A 15,767-nucleotide genomic window follows, 5' to 3' on the forward strand; every position below is an offset into this window, starting at 1 on the left:
TTTTCGACGTCTGAAGCGCTTCAGGACGTCGAAAACGTCCCGCACTTTCCCGCCCCGACGGCCAGCTCGCCTCGCACCTCAGCGGGAGCGGGCGGTGCGCGCCAGGTGCGCGGCACCCACGGCACCCGCGGCGGAGCCGCACTGCGCGACGACGACCGCGGGCAGGGGGCGGTGCCCGCTGCCCACGACCGAGCGGGCCATGGCCCGACGGGCCGGCTCCAGCAGCAGGTCACCCGCCTCGGAGGCGCCGCCGCCGATGACCACCAGCTCCGGGTCGTACGACGACACGAGGCCGCCGAGCCCGACCCCCAGCCAGTCGCCGACCGAGGTCAGGGCCTGCAACGCGGTGCCGTCCCCCTCGATGGCCGCCGCGGTCACGGCCGGGCCGTCGGCGTAGCCGGGTCCCGCGAGACGCACCAGGGCGTTGCCGCTGGCGTACTGCTCCAGGCAGCCACGCAGCCCGCACTCGCAGTCGTGCCCCTCGGGCACCACCCGCACGTGGCCGAACTCGCCGGCCATCCCGTGCGCGCCACGCAGCACCGACCCGGCATGCACGATCGCGCCGCCGATGCCGGTCCCGACGGTGACCAGCAGGAAGGACTCCCCGCCCCGGCCGGCGCCGTAGACGATCTCGGCGACCGCTGCGCACGCGACGTCGTTGTCCATGACGACCGGGACGCCCCAGCGCTCGGTGAGGCGGCTCAGCGTGTCGTCCTCCTGCCAGGGCAGGTGGGTCGAGAAGTGCACGCGGTCGTGGTCGACCAGCCCGGCGACGGACAGCCCGACGGCCACCAGGTCACGGCCGGACGCGAGCTCCTCGACCGCCGAGGTCACGGCGTCGTCGAGCAGGCGGGGGTCGGCGTGCCGGTCGGGTGTGTCGCGGCGGGTGGAGCGCAGCACCTCACCGCTCTCGTCGACCTCGCAGGCGAGGACCTTGGTGCCGCCGATGTCGATGCCGAGGTGCAGCCCCGTCACGGGAGGCATCAGTGTCTGGCCAGGTCGGCGGCGCCGATGACGCCGGCCTTGTTGCCCAGGGTGGCGAGACGGATCTCGGCGACGGGACGGTGGCCGCGACCGCTCAGCTGGGACTCGAAGGCGGCGCGCAGCGGCACCATCAGCAGGTCACCGGCCTCGCTCACGCCACCGCCGATCACGACGGCCGCCGGGTCCAGCACCGCGACCAGTGACGCGATGCCGCCACCGAGCCACCGGGCCAGCGAGGCGATGAGCTCGATGCTGAAGGGGTCTCCGGCCTGGGCGGCCTCGGTGACCAGGGGGCCGGTGATCCCCTCCGCGTGACCGCCGGCCATCGCCAGCAGCGGCCCCGCGGCGTCGACGCCACCGGCCGCGGCCGTCTTGGCCTCGCGCACGAGGGCTCGGCCGCTGGCGTACTGCTCGAGGCAACCGCGCTGGCCACAGCCGCAGAGGTGGCCGTCGGGCACGACCCGCAGGTGGCCGATCTCCGCCGCCGGCCCGAAGGCCCCGCGGTAGAGCCGGCCGTCGAGCACGATGCCGCCACCGACCCCGGTGCCGACGGTGACCATCAGCAGGTCGTCGACATCGGCGCCGGCGCCGAAGGCGAACTCCCCCCAGGCCGCAGCGTTGGCGTCGTTCTCGACGACGACCGGCAGCCCGATGCGCCTCTCCAGCTCGGTCTTGAGGTCGACGTCGCGCAGGGCCAGGTTGGGGGCGAACATGACGCTCGCGCGGTTGGCGTCGACGTAGCCCGCCGCACCCACGCCCACGCGCTCCACCTCGTGGCGGGTGCGGAGCTCCGCGACCAGGTCCGCGATGGCCTGCTCGATCGCCTCCGCGTCCATCGCGGGCGACTCCACCCGCGCCTCCTCGAGGATCGTGCCCTCGAGGTCGACGACCGCGCCCGCGATCTTCGTGCCGCCGACGTCGACTCCACATGCCAGGGTCATGACTGTCCGTCCAGGTCGTTCGGGTCGTGCGGGTCCTCGGTGTCGTCCAGGTCGATCTGCTCGACCCCACGCCCCCGCGCCTCGGGCGGCACCGGCGTGGCCATCAGCCCGGCCGCGGCCTGCATCAGGGCGGCTGCGGCGGTGGCAAGGTGGGCGCGCACCTCCGGGCTGGTCTGTCGTACGGCGTGCACGGTGCGGCACAGCGGGCAGTAGGTGCACTCCGCGCTGCCCGTGGCCAGGTGCTCGTTGACGTCCTGCAGCGAGGCGGCGGCCGCCCCGGCGAGCCCGCCGAGCCCCACGCCCACGTCGGCGCCGTGGTCCTTGGCCCAGTCGGAGAAGGCGCCGAGCAGCTTGGCGGCCTCCTCGCCGACGCTGCCGACGGGCTCCTGGGGCCCGCTGGGGTCCTGTGGCTCGCTCATGTCACCTTCTCCCCTGCTGGTTGGTCCGTCGCGGTCTCGGTCGCAGGGTCGAAGAAGCGGACCTGCAGCTCACCTGCGTCCACCTTGGCGCCCGCGACCCGGAGTCGCGCGAGCCCGGCAGGGAGCGTGAGAAGGCGACGATACGACCCCACGGTCACGACGAGCTCGTCGCCGTTGCGCGCGAGACCGACCTCGGCGCGCGAGACGAAGGGCAGCGCGAGGTGCAGCAGGGCTCCGGCGCTGGTCCGGTCGACGCGGAACGGCCCGATCCCGGTCGGGACCGCGAGCGGGTCGGCCCCGGCGTAGACGTCGACGGCCAGGTCGCTCAGCGCCGCCACCCCCACGGGCTCGGTGGCGCGGTAGACCGAGCGCCAGACCGGCAGCCCGGTGAACGACTCCTCGACCTGCGCGAGCACGGCGTCCTGAGCCATCACCCACCCGGCGCGCCAGTCGTCGGCGTCCTCCGCGGGGAAGACCCTGTTGGCGACCACGCCGTCGACGCGGTAGCCGAAGAGCGAGAGGCTCGTGTAGGCGCGGCGCGCCTCGGCGAGGACCATCGTCTCGGGCGTCAGGACCAGCCGCACGCTCGCTGCGGGCCCGGCGAGCAGCGCGTGCACCTCGTCGAGCTCGGCGTGCAGCCGCTCGACGGCGTCGAAGACGCTGTCACCGGGCATCGGCACCCCGGCCGCCCGTGAGAGGACCGGCTTGAGCGCCTTCATGACGCGGCGCTGGGTGGGCAGGACCCGCTCCATGTACCAGCCGAGCGCCTCAGGCAGGGCCAGCAGCCGCAGCGTCTCGGCGGTCGGGGCGCAATCGACGACGATGACGTCCCACTCCCCCGACAACGCGTGCAGGCGCAGCTCGAGCAGCGCCAGGACCTCCTCGGCGCCGGGGATCACGGTCAGCTCCTCGGCGGCGACCGGGTCGACCCCGGCCACGTCGAGCACCGAGAGCAGGTCGCCCTGGATCTGCGCCCACGACTGCTCGAAGCGCAGCTGGGCGTCGACCTGCTGCACGAAGAGCAGGTCGGCCACCTCGGTCGGGTCGGAGCCCACCGGCATGCCGAACGCGTCAGCGAGGGAGTGCGCCGCGTCGGTCGAGAGCACCAGCGTGCGCTGACCTGCGGCGGCCGCGAGGGCCGCCGTACCGGCTGCGATCGTGGACTTGCCGACGCCGCCCTTGCCGGTGAAGAGGAGGATGCGCACGCGTCAGAGCGACTCGACGCGCTTCTTCAGACCCTTCAGCGCGGTGTCGATCAGGATCTTCTCGCCCTTGCGCTTGAGCATGCCGATCAGCGGGATCGACACGTCGAGGGCCAGGCGGTAGGTCACCTCGGTGGAGCCGTTGCCGAGGTCGCGCAGCACGTAGGCGCCGTCGAGCGAGCGCAGCATCTTGCCCTCGACCAGGGTCCAGGTGACCTCGCGGTCGCCGTCCCACACGTAGGCGAGGGTGTACTCGTCCTTGATGGGCGAGACGTCGAGCGCGAAGAACACCTGCTCGGCGCGACCGCCCTGGGCAGCGCCGTAGGAGGAGCGTACGTCGGCGACCGTCACGCCCTTGGCCCACGAGGGGTAGGCCGGGAAGTCGGCGATGACCGCCATGACGTCGGCCGGAGGGGCGTCGACGACGATGGAGGACGTGGTCTGTTCGGCCATCGTGAATCCCCTTGCTGGCTCCCGGGAGCGTGGGCGGATCGGATGCGCGATGCTACCGGATGGAGAGGGCCGGGTCGGTCGGCGGTAGCCTGCCCTGTCCGCCACATGGCAAGCCCCAGGAGGAAGTGTGCGCGAGTTCTCGACGCCCCTGACGATCGAGATCCCGGCAACGGGCAACCTCACCGACGACGTCGTGGCCAACGCCCGTGACGCCGCGGACGCAGTCACGTTCAGCCGTCCCGGCAAGGACGGCTGGGAGGACGTCACGGCCGCGCAGTTCCTCGCCGAGGTCGGTGCCGTCGCCAAGGGCCTGCTCGCGGCCGGCATCGCGCCGGGCGACCGGGTGGCCCTGATCTCCAAGACGCGCTACGAGTGGACACTCCTCGACTACGCCATCTGGTTCGCCGGTGCCGTGACGGTCCCCATCTACGAGACGTCCTCGGCCGAGCAGGTCGCGTGGATCCTGGAGGACTCCGGCGCCACGGCCGTCGTCGCAGAGACCCCGGCCCACCTGGCGCGGATCACCGAGGTGCGCGCCGGTCTCACGGAGCTCCACCACGTCTGGTCGATCACCGACAACGCGGTCGACGTGCTGTCCCGGCTCGGCGAGGACGTCCCCGACGCCGACCTCGAGACCCGTCGTACGACGGCGACGCCGCTGGACCTCGCGACCCTGATCTACACCTCCGGCACCACCGGGCGCCCCAAGGGCTGCATGCTCACGCACGGCAACTTCATGTTCGAGCTGGGTGTCGCGGTCGACGAGCTGGAGGCGCTGTTCGGCGACGAGGAGGGCTCGACGCTGCTCTTCCTCCCCCTGGCCCACGTCTTCGCGCGGATCATCCAGGTCGGCGCGATCAAGACCCGCACCCGCCTGGGGCACAGCTCCGACATCAAGCACCTGCTGGACGACCTCCAGGAGTTCAAGCCCACCTTCATCCTCGCGGTGCCGCGGGTCTTCGAGAAGGTCTTCAACACCGCGTCGCAGAAGGCCACGGCCGACGGCAAGGGCGCGATCTTCGGTCGCGCGGCCGAGACCGCCATCAGCTGGTCGCGCGGGCAGGACCCGGGTCGCGGGCGCACCTCGATCGCCGTCAAGGCCCAGCACGCGCTGTTCAACCGGCTCGTCTACGCCAAGCTGCGCGACGCCCTGGGCGGCCAGTGCGTCCACGCGGTCTCCGGTGGCGCGCCGCTGGGCGACCGTCTCGGCCACTTCTACCGCGGCATCGGGCTGACGATCCTCGAGGGCTACGGGCTCACCGAGACCACCGGCGCCCTCACCGTCAACCTCCCCGACGCGATGAAGATCGGCACGGTGGGCCGCCCGATCCCGGGCACGGCCGTGCGGGTCGCCGACGACGGCGAGCTGCTGTTCCAGGGCGGTCAGGTCTTCGCCGGCTACTGGAACAACGAGGCGGCGACCGCCGAGGCCATGGAGCGCGACGGCTGGTTCCACACCGGCGACGTCGGCGAGGTCGACGACGAGGGCTTCGTGCGGATCACCGGGCGCAAGAAGGAGATCCTCGTGACGGCCGGCGGCAAGAACGTCGCCCCCGCGCCTCTCGAGGACCGCATCCGCGCGCACGCGCTGGTCAGCCAGTGCATCGTCGTCGGCGACCGGCAGCCCTTCATCGGTGCCCTGGTCACCATCGACCCGGAGTCCTTCCCCGCCTGGGCGAAGGCCCACGGCAAGAGCGGCTCCATCGCCGACCACGTCGACGACCCCGACCTGCGCGCCGAGGTCGAGGCGGCCGTCGAGGAGGCCAACAAGGCGGTCTCCAAGGCCGAGTCGATCCGCAAGTTCACGATCCTGCCCGACGACTGGACCGAGGAGGGCGGTCAGCTGACGCCCAGCCTCAAGCTGAAGCGCAACGTCGTCATGCGCGAGTGCAAGGACGAGATCGCAGCGCTCTACCTGCCCTGAGGGGCGTCCGCACGCTTTTGGCCACGGATCAGCCGAACGGACAGTTTTCGACGTTCGGGCGACCTGGGGGGTGGCCATACCCCTAAAGTTTGACGACGAGCAGCCAAAGAGGCCTGTGGGTCATCCGCTGCGCGGGTGAGGGATGGGCCGTGCTCCGGCCCGTGTCAGGAAGAGGCACCATCGCTATGGATCGTCGCAGGATTCTCATGGTCGCCGCCGCGGTCGTCGCCGCCCTCGGGGTGGCCCTCGTCTTCCTCTACGCACAAGGCGCCGAGAACCGCGCCCAGGAGAAGTTCGACACCGTGCAGGTGCTGGTCGCCACGCAGCAGATCGAGAGCGGCGAGACCGTCGCCGCCGCCCTGGCCGCCGGCAAGATCGTCCAGTCGGAGGTCACCTCCACCAGCGTCGTGCCTGGCGCGACCGGCGACGGCGAGGTCTTCACCAACCTGGTCGCCCTGACCACGATCTACCCGGGCGAGCAGCTGCTGCCCGCCAAGTTCGGCGCGGCCACCGACGTCGAGGCGACGTCGACGCTGCCCATCCCCGACGGCCAGCAGGCCATCACCGTCGACCTCGGGGATCCCGAGCGGGTCGCCGGCTTCGTCAACCCCGGCGCCGAGGTGACGATCTACTGGTACGGCCTCGATCCCCGCACCGGCCAGAACGTCGCGCGGATCCTGCACGAGCGGGTCCTCGTGCTCGGCACCGGATCGACCACGCAGGTCACGACGACCACGACCGAGGACCCCAGCGGCGCGCAGACCGTCGAGCAGCTCCCCCGGACCCTGCTCACCCTCGCGCTGAACCAGAAGGAGGTCGAGCGCACCATCTACGCCGACCGCAACGGCGAGCTCGTCTTCGGCCTCCTGTCGGACAGCAGCAAGGTCGACTCCGACCCCGGCATCATCTTCGAGAACCTCTTCCGGTGACCTGATGCCCGTCCTCGTCGAGTCCGACAACCCCACGGCCACCACCGTGCTGACCGCGATGCCTCCGGGCGCGCAGGCGGTCACCGCGCCCGACCGCATGCACGCCTGGCTGGACCAGCACTCCGACGAGTACGTCGTGGTCCTCGGCCCGAGCGTCGACCTCGACACCGCGGTGTCGGTGTGCGAGGACCTGCGGGTCTCACGCCCGACGATCAGCGTGGTCCTGGTGCGCCAGGCACTCGAGACTGCCGTGCTCGCCCGGGCCATGAAGGCGGGCGCGCGTGACGTCGTACCCGCCGACGACCTGGCGGCCGTCACGTCCGCCGTCGCCCGCTCGCACGAGCTCTCCACCGCGCTGCGCGGCCCCTCGGGCGCGCGACAGGTCGGCAGGGTCGTCACCGTCTTCTCCCCCAAGGGCGGCGTCGGCAAGACCACGATGTCGGTCAACCTGGCGCTGGCGCTGACCGAGCGCGGTGCGCGCCGGGTCTGCCTGGTCGACCTCGACCTCGCCTTCGGCGACGTCGCCATCACCATGCAGCTCTTCCCCACGCACTCGATCGAGCAGGCGGTGGGCTCCGAGGACTCCATCGACATCGCGATGCTCGACGGTTTGCTCACCCGCCACCACGACTCGTTGATGGTGCTGGCGGCGCCGTCGCACCCCGACGTGCGCGACCGGGTCAGTGCCGCGCTGGTGCTCCGGGTCCTGCGCACGCTCAAGGAGAGCTTCGACTACGTGGTGGTCGACACCGCTCCCGCCTTCGACGACGTCACCCTGACGGCGCTCGAGGAGAGCGACGAGTGCGTGATCGTGGCGACCCTCGACGTGCCGACGCTCAAGAACGTCAAGGTCGCGATGGAGACCCTCGAGATGCTCGACATCGCGCGGGGGCACCGGCACCTGCTGCTCAACCGGGCCGACGACCTGGTCGGCATCAGCACCGACAAGGTCGAGGCGATCCTCGGGATGAGCATCGCCGCACAGGTCGCCACGTCCATCGACATCGCCGCGTCCACCAACGCCGGCAACCCCATCGTCCGTGAGAAGCCCCAGCACCCGTCCAGCGCCGCGATCATGGGACTCGCCGGCCGCCTGGCCGGGGTGCCGGTCTCCGCCCCGGCGGGAGCGGACGCCGCCCCCGCGCCGGTCGAGGAACCCGTGCGCCGTGGACGCTTCAGGAGGAAGCGGTGACCGCTCATGAGTAGCCTCTCCGACCGGCTGGCGGCAGCCCGCCGGACCAGCGCTCCCACGACCGAGTCCCAGCCCGTCGAGGGTGCGACCGCACCCGAGACCGGGGCCGACGCCACGACCGGCACGCTCAGCCTCGACCCCGCAGGTGCGGCCGCCGCGGTCGCCGCCGCCGCGCGTCGCGTCCCCCCGAAGGCCGCAGAGGTGACGGCGGGACAGCGTCGTACGCTCGCGGCGTCGCAGCACGACCGCATCGAGGAGCTCAAGTCGAGCGTCCACGTCGAGCTGCTCAAGCAGCTCGGTCCGCACCTCTACGACGCCGACATGGACCAGAACGAGCTGGACCAGCGGGTGCGCGCGGTGCTCGCCGACGTGCTCGGCCAGCAGGACCGGCCGCTCAGCGGCAGCGACCGGGCGCGCGTCACCCAGGAGATCAGCGACGACATCCTCGGCTACGGCCCGATCGAGCCCTACCTGCGCGACCCCGACGTCTCCGAGGTCATGGTCAACGGGCCCGACAGCATCTGGCTGGAGAAGAACGGCCGGCTGCAGCCCGCCGACGCCACCTTCGCCGACGAGGCCCACCTGCGGCGCACGATCGACAAGATCGTGTCGCGCATCGGTCGCCGCGTCGACGAGTCCAGCCCCATGGTCGACGCCCGTCTGCCCGACGGGAGCCGCGTCAACGCGGTCGTGCCGCCCCTGGCCGTCGACGGCTCGGCGCTCACGATCCGCAAGTTCGCCACCGACCCGCTGACCGTCAGCGACCTGATCACCTTCGGGTCGCTGTCACCGCAGACCGCCGACTTCCTCGACGCCTGCGTGCGCGGACGTCTCAACATCATCGTCTCGGGCTCCACGGGCGCCGGCAAGACGACCACCCTCAACGTGCTGTCGTCCTTCATCCCCGACGACGAGCGGATCGTGACGATCGAGGACGCCGCCGAGCTCCAGCTCAAGCAGGACCACGTGGTGCGCCTGGAGTCACGGCCCTCCAACATCGAGGGCAAGGGCGCGGTCACGATCCGCGACCTGGTCAAGAACAGCCTGCGCATGCGACCCGACCGGATCATCGTCGGCGAGGTGCGCGACGCCTCGGCGCTCGACATGCTCCAGGCGATGAACACCGGTCACGACGGCTCCATCTGCACGCTGCACTCCAACGGCCCCCGCGACACGCTCTCGCGCATGGAGACGATGGTGCTGATGGCCGGGATGGACCTGCCGGTGCGGGCGATCCGCGAGCAGGTCGCGTCGGCCGTCGACCTGGTCGTGCACCAGACCCGCTTCAAGGACGGCTCGCGGCGCATCACCCACATCACCGAGGTGGAGCGCATGGAGGGCGACGTCATCACGCTCCAGGACATCTTCGTCTTCGACAACAGCGCCGGCTTCGACGGCGAAGGCCGCACGCTCGGACGCCTGCGCTCCACCGGCCTGCGCCCCAAGTTCCTCGAGAAGATGGCCTACTCCAACGTCACCGTCGACCCCATGCTCTTCCACACCGACCGGATGTAGGCCCTGATGCCCCGCCGATCGTCTCGCCTGCGCACCCTCCTCCCGACGACCCTGGTCGCCGGGCTGCTGGTGCTGCTCCCGGCGACCGCTGCCCGGGCTGCGGACGGGACGATCGCGCACGCCGAGCCGACCTCCTCGGGGCTCCAGGTGCTGGTCTCGGTCCCCGCCGACGTCGACGTCGACCTCGCGGACGTCACCGTCACCGTCGACGGCACGAGCGCTGACGCCGAGGCCGCGCCCGCCGCGAGCGCGACGCAGGTCCGACGGACCGCCGTGCTTGCGATCGACACGAGCAACTCCATGAAGGGCGACCGCTTCGTCTCGGCCAAGGCCGCGGCCCTGGCCTACCTGGACACGGTGCCCGACGACGTCTACGTCGGCATCGTCAGCTTCGCTGCCGAGGTGACCTCGAGCCTGGCTCCCACCCAGGACCGCGCCGCCGCGGTCGCGGTGGTCGAGGCCCTCGAGCTCACCCAGCAGACCCGCCTCTACGACGGGGTGCTGGGCGCTGTCGCGATGGCAGGCACCGAGGGCCAGCGCTCGCTGCTGGTCCTCTCCGACGGTGCGGACACCAGCACCACCCCCCTCAACTCGGTCACCCGCTCCATCAGCGATGCCGAGATCCTGGTCGACGTCGTGTCCCTCGGACAGCGCGGCGACGCGGTCGCCGCCCTCGAGGAGCTCGCCGCCGCCGGCGAGGGACAGGTCATCGCCGCCACCCCCGAGGCTCTCCAGGAGACGTTCTCGCAGGAGGCGGACGTCCTGGCCCGCCAGGTCCTCGTCACCGTCCAGGTGCCGTCCTCGGTCACCGCGACACAGGCCCAGGTGGAGATCACGCTCGGCACGTCGACCGGTCCCGTCGTCGCGGCCGCCTTCACCACGGTGCAGGCCGAGATCACCACCGCCGGCCCGACCTCCTCCTCCGACGGCGGGTGGAATCCCGGGGCCTGGGTCAAGTACGCCGGCATCGTGGTCTTCGCGCTCGGCCTGGCGCTGCTCCTGCTCCTGCTCGTCCCCCGCCGCTCCCGGCCGCTGTCGGTCGAGGAGCGCGTCTCGCTCTACACCGCGCGCCCCGGCGACACCCCCGCCACCAAGCCCGAGTCGGAGCAGCCCCTGACCCAGGCCAAGGAGGCAGCCGCCGAGGTCCTGCGGCGCAACAAGGGACTCGAGGACCGGATCAGCCTCCGCCTCGACGCCGCCGGCAGCGAGCTCAAGGCCTCCGAGTGGCTGCTCGTGCACGCCGCGATCTTCGTCACGACCGGGCTGGTGGGCCTGCTGCTCGGCCGTGGCAGCCTGCTGCTCGGCGTCTTCTTCCTGTTCCTCGGCGCCCTCGGTCCGTGGGTCTACCTCGGGCTGCGCAAGAGCCGTCGTCGCAAGGCCTTCAACTCGCAGCTGCCCGACACGCTCCAGCTGATGTCGGGCTCGCTGTCCGCAGGCCTCTCCTTGGCCCAGTCGGTCGACACGATCGTGCGCGAGGGCAACGAGCCGGTCTCGACGGAGTTCAAGCGGGTGCTGGTCGAGACCCGGCTCGGTGTCTCGCTGGAGGACGCGCTCGAGGGCGTGGCCGAGCGCTTCGAGAGCAAGGACTTCGCCTGGGTCGTGATGGCGATCAAGATCCAGCGCCAGGTCGGGGGCAACCTCGCCGAGCTGCTCAACACGGTCGCCGCAACGATGCGTGAGCGGGAGTACATGCGCCGTCAGGTCGCCGCGCTGTCCGCCGAGGGCAAGCTGTCGGCGTACGTCCTCGGCGGCTTGCCGCCGCTGTTCCTGCTCTACCTGCTCGTGGCCCAGCGCGACTACGTGATCGTGCTCTTCACCGACCCGCGCGGGTGGCTGATGCTGGCCCTGGCGGGCGCCCTCCTCGGTCTCGGGGCATTCTGGATGAGCAAGCTCGTCAAGGTGGAGGTGTGACGTGACGCTGCTGCTGGTCATGGGCGCGCTGCTCTTCGTCGCCGCCATCGTCCTCATCGGCATGGCGATCGGGCCGGCGCGTCCCGAGAGTGGGGTCACCCGCTCACTCGCCCTGCTCCAGGCGATGGACAGTGCGCCGAAGGAGATGACGTCCGAGCTGGACCGGCCCTTCGGCGAGCGGGTCCTCGAGCCGCTCCAGGCGCGAGCCCTGCGGGTGGGGCGACGACTGACCGGGGCCGACGCCGCCGAGCGGGTGCGCCGCAAGCTCGACTTCGCCGGCAACCCCCGAGACTGGAGCGTCGACCGCGTCGTGTCCGGCAAGGTCATCGGTGCGATCGCCCTGGCGGTCGTCGGGCTGGCTCTCTCCCTGGTCTTGGGGGTCGGGCTGCCGCTGCGGCTGCTGATGACCCTCGGTGGCCTGGTGTTGGGCTTCTTCGTGCCCGACCTCTACCTCTACCAGGCCACCTACGACCGCTCCCAGAAGATGGAGCGCGAGCTCCCCGACGCCATCGACCTGCTCACGATCAGCGTCGAGGCCGGCCTCGGCTTCGACGCCGCCCTCCAGCAGGTGGCCCGCAACACCGAGGGGCCCCTCGGCGAGGAGTTCTCCCGGGTGCTGCGGGAGATGCAGATCGGCCAGGGTCGCTCGGGCGCCCTGCGCGCCTTCTCGGAGCGCACCACCGTGCCCGACGTGAAGGCCTTCGTCAGCGCGATGGTGCAGGCCGACGCCTTCGGCATCCCGGTCGCCTCGGTGCTGCGGGTGCAGTCGTCGGAGATGCGGGTCAAACGCCGTCAGCGCGCCGAGACCAAGGCGCAGCAGGTGCCTGTCAAGATCACGGTGCCCCTCATCTTCTGTATCCTGCCTTGTCTGTTCATCGCGGTCATGGGGCCAGCCGTCATCAGCATCCTGGACAGCTTCGGTTAAGGGGTCGGCATGCGCGCACGGCAGCTCTACCGCCTGACGATGGCTGCGCGCTTCTTCGTCCTCGCGGCGATGACGGGTCCCGTCATCTACAGCGAGGACCGGGTCGCCATGCTGACGCTGCCGGCGTTCGCCCTGCTGTGGGCGGTCATGCAGGTCCTGACCCGCCGGGGGCGCTACAACCCGCTGGTCTCGATGTTCGAGTCCCTCGCCGTCGGGGCGCTGTGCGGCATCGCCCTCGAGTCCACCCTGGGGGTGCTGGCCGCCATGGCCGTGCCACCCTTCATCGCCGGCCTGCACCGCGGGCTGTCGGGTGTCGCCTTCTCCGCCTCGGCCCAGCTGGCCGCGGTCGTCGGCGTCGCCTACCTGGTGCTCGACGGCGACCTGACCGCCGAGGTCAGCCTCGGCGCCTTCACCTGGACCGTGACCAGCGTCGGCGTCGGCTTCGTCGCCACCTTCGTCCGCTCGACGCTGCTGGAGGACCCCGACCCCGTCGGCCCCTACCGCTACGCCCAGAGCCTGCTGCGCGAGCTCATCGACCTGTCGGCCGGCCTCAGCTCGGGCCTCGACGTCAACTCGATGGGCGGCGCCATCCTCAGCGGGGTCCGCGACCAGCTGCCGACCGAGGTCCTGGTCCTGTACGTGCCGCGCGGCGAGACGCTGATCCCGCTGATCACCGAGTCCAGGGACGCCACCGAGGGCTTCGAGGACGCCGAGCGGCTGGCCGCCGAGTCCTGGGCCCGCTCGGTCACCGTCACCGAGGACCGCACGTTCGCCTTCCCGCTGGGCGACACCGCGGTCGTCGCCGGCACCCTGTCCGAGCGGGTCGACAAGGCACTGCTCTCCGGCATCGACGACGTCGTCGACAGCCTGGCCGGTCGAGCCGTCCAGTTCGACACCGCGCTGCTCTTCACCGACTTCCGCGACGCGGCCACCGCCGACGAGCGCCGACGGCTGGCCCGCGAGATGCACGACGGGATCGCCCAGGACATCGCGTCCCTGGGCTACGTGGTCGACGCGCTCGCGGCCCGACCAGCGTCGCCCGAGCAGGCCAAGCAGCTGGCGATGCTGCGCGACAGGATCTCGGCGGTCGTCGCCGAGGTGCGCCAGTCGGTGCTCACGCTGCGCACCAGCGTCGGCGAGAGCGAGAGCCTCGGGGCCGCCGTGGGATCCGTGGCCCGCCACCTGAGCGAGGTCTCCGGCGTCCCCATCACGGTCACGCTGGACGAGCACACCACCCGCCTACGTGCCGAGATCGAGGCCGAGCTCTTCCGCATCGCCCAGGAGGCGATGAACAACGCGGTCAAGCACGCCCAGGCCACCTCGATCGACGTGGTCTGCCAGGTCTATGCCCCGCGCGCCCGCATCACCGTCTCCGACGACGGCCTCGGCCTGCAGCAGGCCCGCAGCGACTCGCACGGCCTCAAGATCATGCGCGAGCGGGCCGAGCTGATCAGCGCCGACCTCACCATCACCGACAACCCCCACGGGGGACTCACGGTCTCGGTGGAGGTCGGCGGCTCCGGCGCGCTCCCTTCGCGGCCCGGGTCGTCGACCTCGACCCCGACTTCTGACAAGGTGAGCGCATGAGCGACGGCCCCATCCGCATCCTGCTGGTCGACGACCATGAGCTGATCCGCAACGGCCTCGCCGGGGTGATCGACCTCGAGGACGACATGAGCATCGTGGGCGTCGCCGCCAACGTCTCCGAGGCCCTCAGCAAGTACGACTCCCTCTCCCCCGACGTCGTCATCGCCGACCTCCAGCTCCAGGACGGCACCGGCCTCGACATCGTCCGCACGGTCCGCAAGAAGAGTGACACCGCCGGCCTGATCGTGCTGACCATGCACTCGGGCGACGACCAGATCTTCGCGGCCATGCAGGCAGGTGCCTCCGGCTTCGTCGGCAAGGACGCCCCGTCCTCCGAGGTCGTCAAGGCCGCCCGTCACGCCGCGGTCTCCCCGCGGTCCTTCGTCTGCACCGGCCTGGTCGGCGCGATGATGCGGCGCCAGGCCTCGGAGTCGACCAAGCTGACCGATCGCGAGCACGAGGTGCTGCTGCTTCTGGCCGACGGTCTGGGCGCCTCCGCCATCGGCGACAAGCTCTACCTCAGCGAGTCCACGGCCAAGTCCCACATCGCCCGGATCTACCAGAAGCTCGGCGCCTCCAACCGCGCCCAGGCCCTCGTCACCGCCATGCGGATCGGGCTGCTGTCGAGCATCTCGCCGACCGAGCGCTGAGCACACTTTCCGCGAATATCCAGGCAGGTATGGGCAAACTCATCCTTCCTGGGGTGGGGCTAGTCAATTGTGACTAGTGGGGTCGATCTCTTAGCAGGATCCGGCCACCATCCCCCTCCCACCATGATTCTGGGTGTGCGGTCCTCTCCCTGTGGACCACCGATCCTTCGCTATAGGAGCTCCCCATGATCACGTACCTCCGCGCCCTCCTCGACGCCCGCCTCTCCGCCATGGAGGAGCGCGGCGCGTCCGCCGTCGAGTACGGCCTGCTCATCGCCGGCATCGCGGCTCTTGTCGTAGTCGCTGTCTTCGCGCTGGGTCCCGTCGTCAAGGAAGCCTTCAGCGACACGTGCAGCTCCATCAAGTCGAGCAGCATCTCCGCCACCTGCGCGGCACCCTAACCAGGCCGCCCCTGGGGTCGGGGGCTCGGGACCATCACTGCGCTCGAGGGCCCAAAATAGCCAAGCTGCCCGTCTGCCGTAAGGAAGCCTCATGTTGGATCACCTGCTCACCTCCCTGCAGAACGCGCTTGCCAAGCGTGGAGAACGCGGTGCATCTGCTGTCGAGTACGGCTTGCTCATCGCCGGGATCGCCGCGCTCGTGGTGGTTGCCGTGTTTGCGCTTGGCCCCGTCGTCAAGGAAGCCTTCAACGACACGTGTGGGACGATCGCCAGCGGTAACAGTGCCATCTCCTCAACCTGCGCAGCCCCCTAGCTTCCGAGTCAGACTCTTCACCAGAGGCCCTCGCCGGCCGGATCAGAAGCGACTACCCGTCGCCCGCGATCCGCTCGGCGAGGGCCATTCGCATGAGCCCGGTGGGGTGGCTGCCGAACCAGAGCTGAGTGATGCCCCACGGCGTCGGGTCGGCCAGTGATCGCAACATCAGCTGGGTCTGCATCCCGATGAACGCGTCGGCGTCTCCGGTCGTGCGCAGCGCGTCGACGTCGGCGCGGGTCTCGACCTGTCGGCTGATGGTGTTCTGCACCGGAGCGCCGACCAACGTCCCGATCGCCAGCAGCGCCAGGACCAGGGGCACGACCGCAGGATCGGCCAACCCGGGATGGCCGCGCCGCCGCAGGCCGCCGAGCGCCAGGGACAGCAGCCCGACGCCCACCAGGGTCCCGGCCACCCCGAG

At 71.1% G+C, this 15,767-nt stretch carries 16 protein-coding genes; 10 read left to right on the forward strand and 6 right to left on the reverse strand.

Annotation, left to right across the window (positions count from 1 at the left end; genetic code table 11):
* Positions 1 to 78: 78 nt before the first annotated feature.
* Genes RMN98_RS20910 through RMN98_RS20930 form a run of 5 tightly spaced genes read right to left on the reverse strand, consistent with a single transcriptional unit; the run spans position 79 to position 3,999 of the window.
* Entirely contained in the window at positions 79 to 984 is a 906-nt protein-coding gene (locus tag RMN98_RS20910; protein WP_309650756.1) for an ROK family protein, read from the reverse strand.
* On the reverse strand, positions 984 to 1,925 hold the full coding sequence (locus RMN98_RS20915; protein ID WP_309650757.1) for an ROK family glucokinase: 942 nt from the start codon (positions 1,923 to 1,925) through the stop codon (positions 984 to 986). The genes RMN98_RS20910 and RMN98_RS20915 overlap by 1 nt, the downstream gene beginning before the upstream one ends.
* Positions 1,922 to 2,344 (reverse strand): hypothetical protein, encoded by a 423-nt coding sequence (locus tag RMN98_RS20920; protein ID WP_309650758.1) that lies wholly within the window; start codon positions 2,342 to 2,344, stop codon positions 1,922 to 1,924. Before RMN98_RS20920 ends, RMN98_RS20915 begins: the two co-directional genes overlap by 4 nt.
* Positions 2,341 to 3,549: an ArsA family ATPase gene (locus RMN98_RS20925; protein ID WP_309650759.1), complete on the reverse strand. Its 1,209-nt coding sequence runs from the start codon at positions 3,547 to 3,549 to the stop codon at positions 2,341 to 2,343. The genes RMN98_RS20920 and RMN98_RS20925 overlap by 4 nt, the downstream gene beginning before the upstream one ends.
* A 3-nt stretch (positions 3,550 to 3,552) precedes the next feature.
* Positions 3,553 to 3,999 carry an SRPBCC family protein gene (locus RMN98_RS20930; RefSeq protein ID WP_309650760.1) on the reverse strand — a complete coding sequence of 149 codons (447 nt, stop codon included), beginning with the start codon at positions 3,997 to 3,999 and terminating at the stop codon, positions 3,553 to 3,555.
* Positions 4,000 to 4,126: 127 nt separating this feature from the next.
* Between RMN98_RS20930 and RMN98_RS20935 the strand changes: the two genes are divergently transcribed.
* From RMN98_RS20935 to RMN98_RS20980, 10 genes are all read left to right on the forward strand, one after another.
* Positions 4,127 to 5,923, forward strand: coding sequence for an AMP-dependent synthetase/ligase (locus tag RMN98_RS20935; protein ID WP_309650761.1), 1,797 nt, complete (start codon positions 4,127 to 4,129; stop codon positions 5,921 to 5,923).
* Between the two features lie 206 nt (positions 5,924 to 6,129).
* Entirely contained in the window at positions 6,130 to 6,852 is a 723-nt protein-coding gene (gene cpaB, locus RMN98_RS20940) for a Flp pilus assembly protein CpaB (RefSeq protein WP_309650762.1), read from the forward strand.
* Between the two features lie 4 nt (positions 6,853 to 6,856).
* Positions 6,857 to 8,044 (forward strand): AAA family ATPase, encoded by a 1,188-nt coding sequence (locus RMN98_RS20945; protein ID WP_309650763.1) that lies wholly within the window; start codon positions 6,857 to 6,859, stop codon positions 8,042 to 8,044.
* Positions 8,045 to 8,050: 6 nt separating this feature from the next.
* The gene (locus RMN98_RS20950) at positions 8,051 to 9,559 is read left to right on the forward strand and encodes a CpaF family protein (protein WP_309650764.1); all 1,509 of its coding nucleotides are present in this window, start codon (positions 8,051 to 8,053) and stop codon (positions 9,557 to 9,559) included.
* A 6-nt stretch (positions 9,560 to 9,565) separates the two neighbouring features.
* Entirely contained in the window at positions 9,566 to 11,470 is a 1,905-nt protein-coding gene (locus RMN98_RS20955) for a type II secretion system F family protein (RefSeq protein WP_309650765.1), read from the forward strand.
* A gap of 1 nt (position 11,471) precedes the next feature.
* The gene (locus tag RMN98_RS20960) at positions 11,472 to 12,395 is read left to right on the forward strand and encodes a type II secretion system F family protein (protein ID WP_309650766.1); all 924 of its coding nucleotides are present in this window, start codon (positions 11,472 to 11,474) and stop codon (positions 12,393 to 12,395) included.
* Positions 12,396 to 12,404: 9 nt separating this feature from the next.
* A complete protein-coding gene (locus RMN98_RS20965) occupies positions 12,405 to 13,982 on the forward strand; it encodes a sensor histidine kinase (RefSeq protein WP_309650767.1) in 1,578 nt (525 codons plus the stop codon).
* Positions 13,979 to 14,632 (forward strand): response regulator transcription factor, encoded by a 654-nt coding sequence (locus RMN98_RS20970; protein ID WP_309650768.1) that lies wholly within the window; start codon positions 13,979 to 13,981, stop codon positions 14,630 to 14,632. Before RMN98_RS20965 ends, RMN98_RS20970 begins: the two co-directional genes overlap by 4 nt.
* Positions 14,633 to 14,817: 185 nt before the next feature.
* Positions 14,818 to 15,033: a Flp family type IVb pilin gene (locus tag RMN98_RS20975; protein ID WP_309650769.1), complete on the forward strand. Its 216-nt coding sequence runs from the start codon at positions 14,818 to 14,820 to the stop codon at positions 15,031 to 15,033.
* Positions 15,034 to 15,124: 91 nt separating this feature from the next.
* Positions 15,125 to 15,346, forward strand: coding sequence for a Flp family type IVb pilin (locus RMN98_RS20980; RefSeq protein WP_309650770.1), 222 nt, complete (start codon positions 15,125 to 15,127; stop codon positions 15,344 to 15,346).
* Positions 15,347 to 15,398: 52 nt separating this feature from the next.
* Here RMN98_RS20980 and RMN98_RS20985 read toward each other — a convergent pair.
* Positions 15,399 to 15,767, reverse strand: a 369-nt coding sequence (locus tag RMN98_RS20985; RefSeq protein WP_309650771.1) for a M48 family metalloprotease, incomplete at its 5' end; no start/stop codon positions are given.

Source organism: Nocardioides sp. (assembly GCF_031397825.1).
Taxonomy (GTDB): domain Bacteria; phylum Actinomycetota; class Actinomycetes; order Propionibacteriales; family Nocardioidaceae; genus Nocardioides.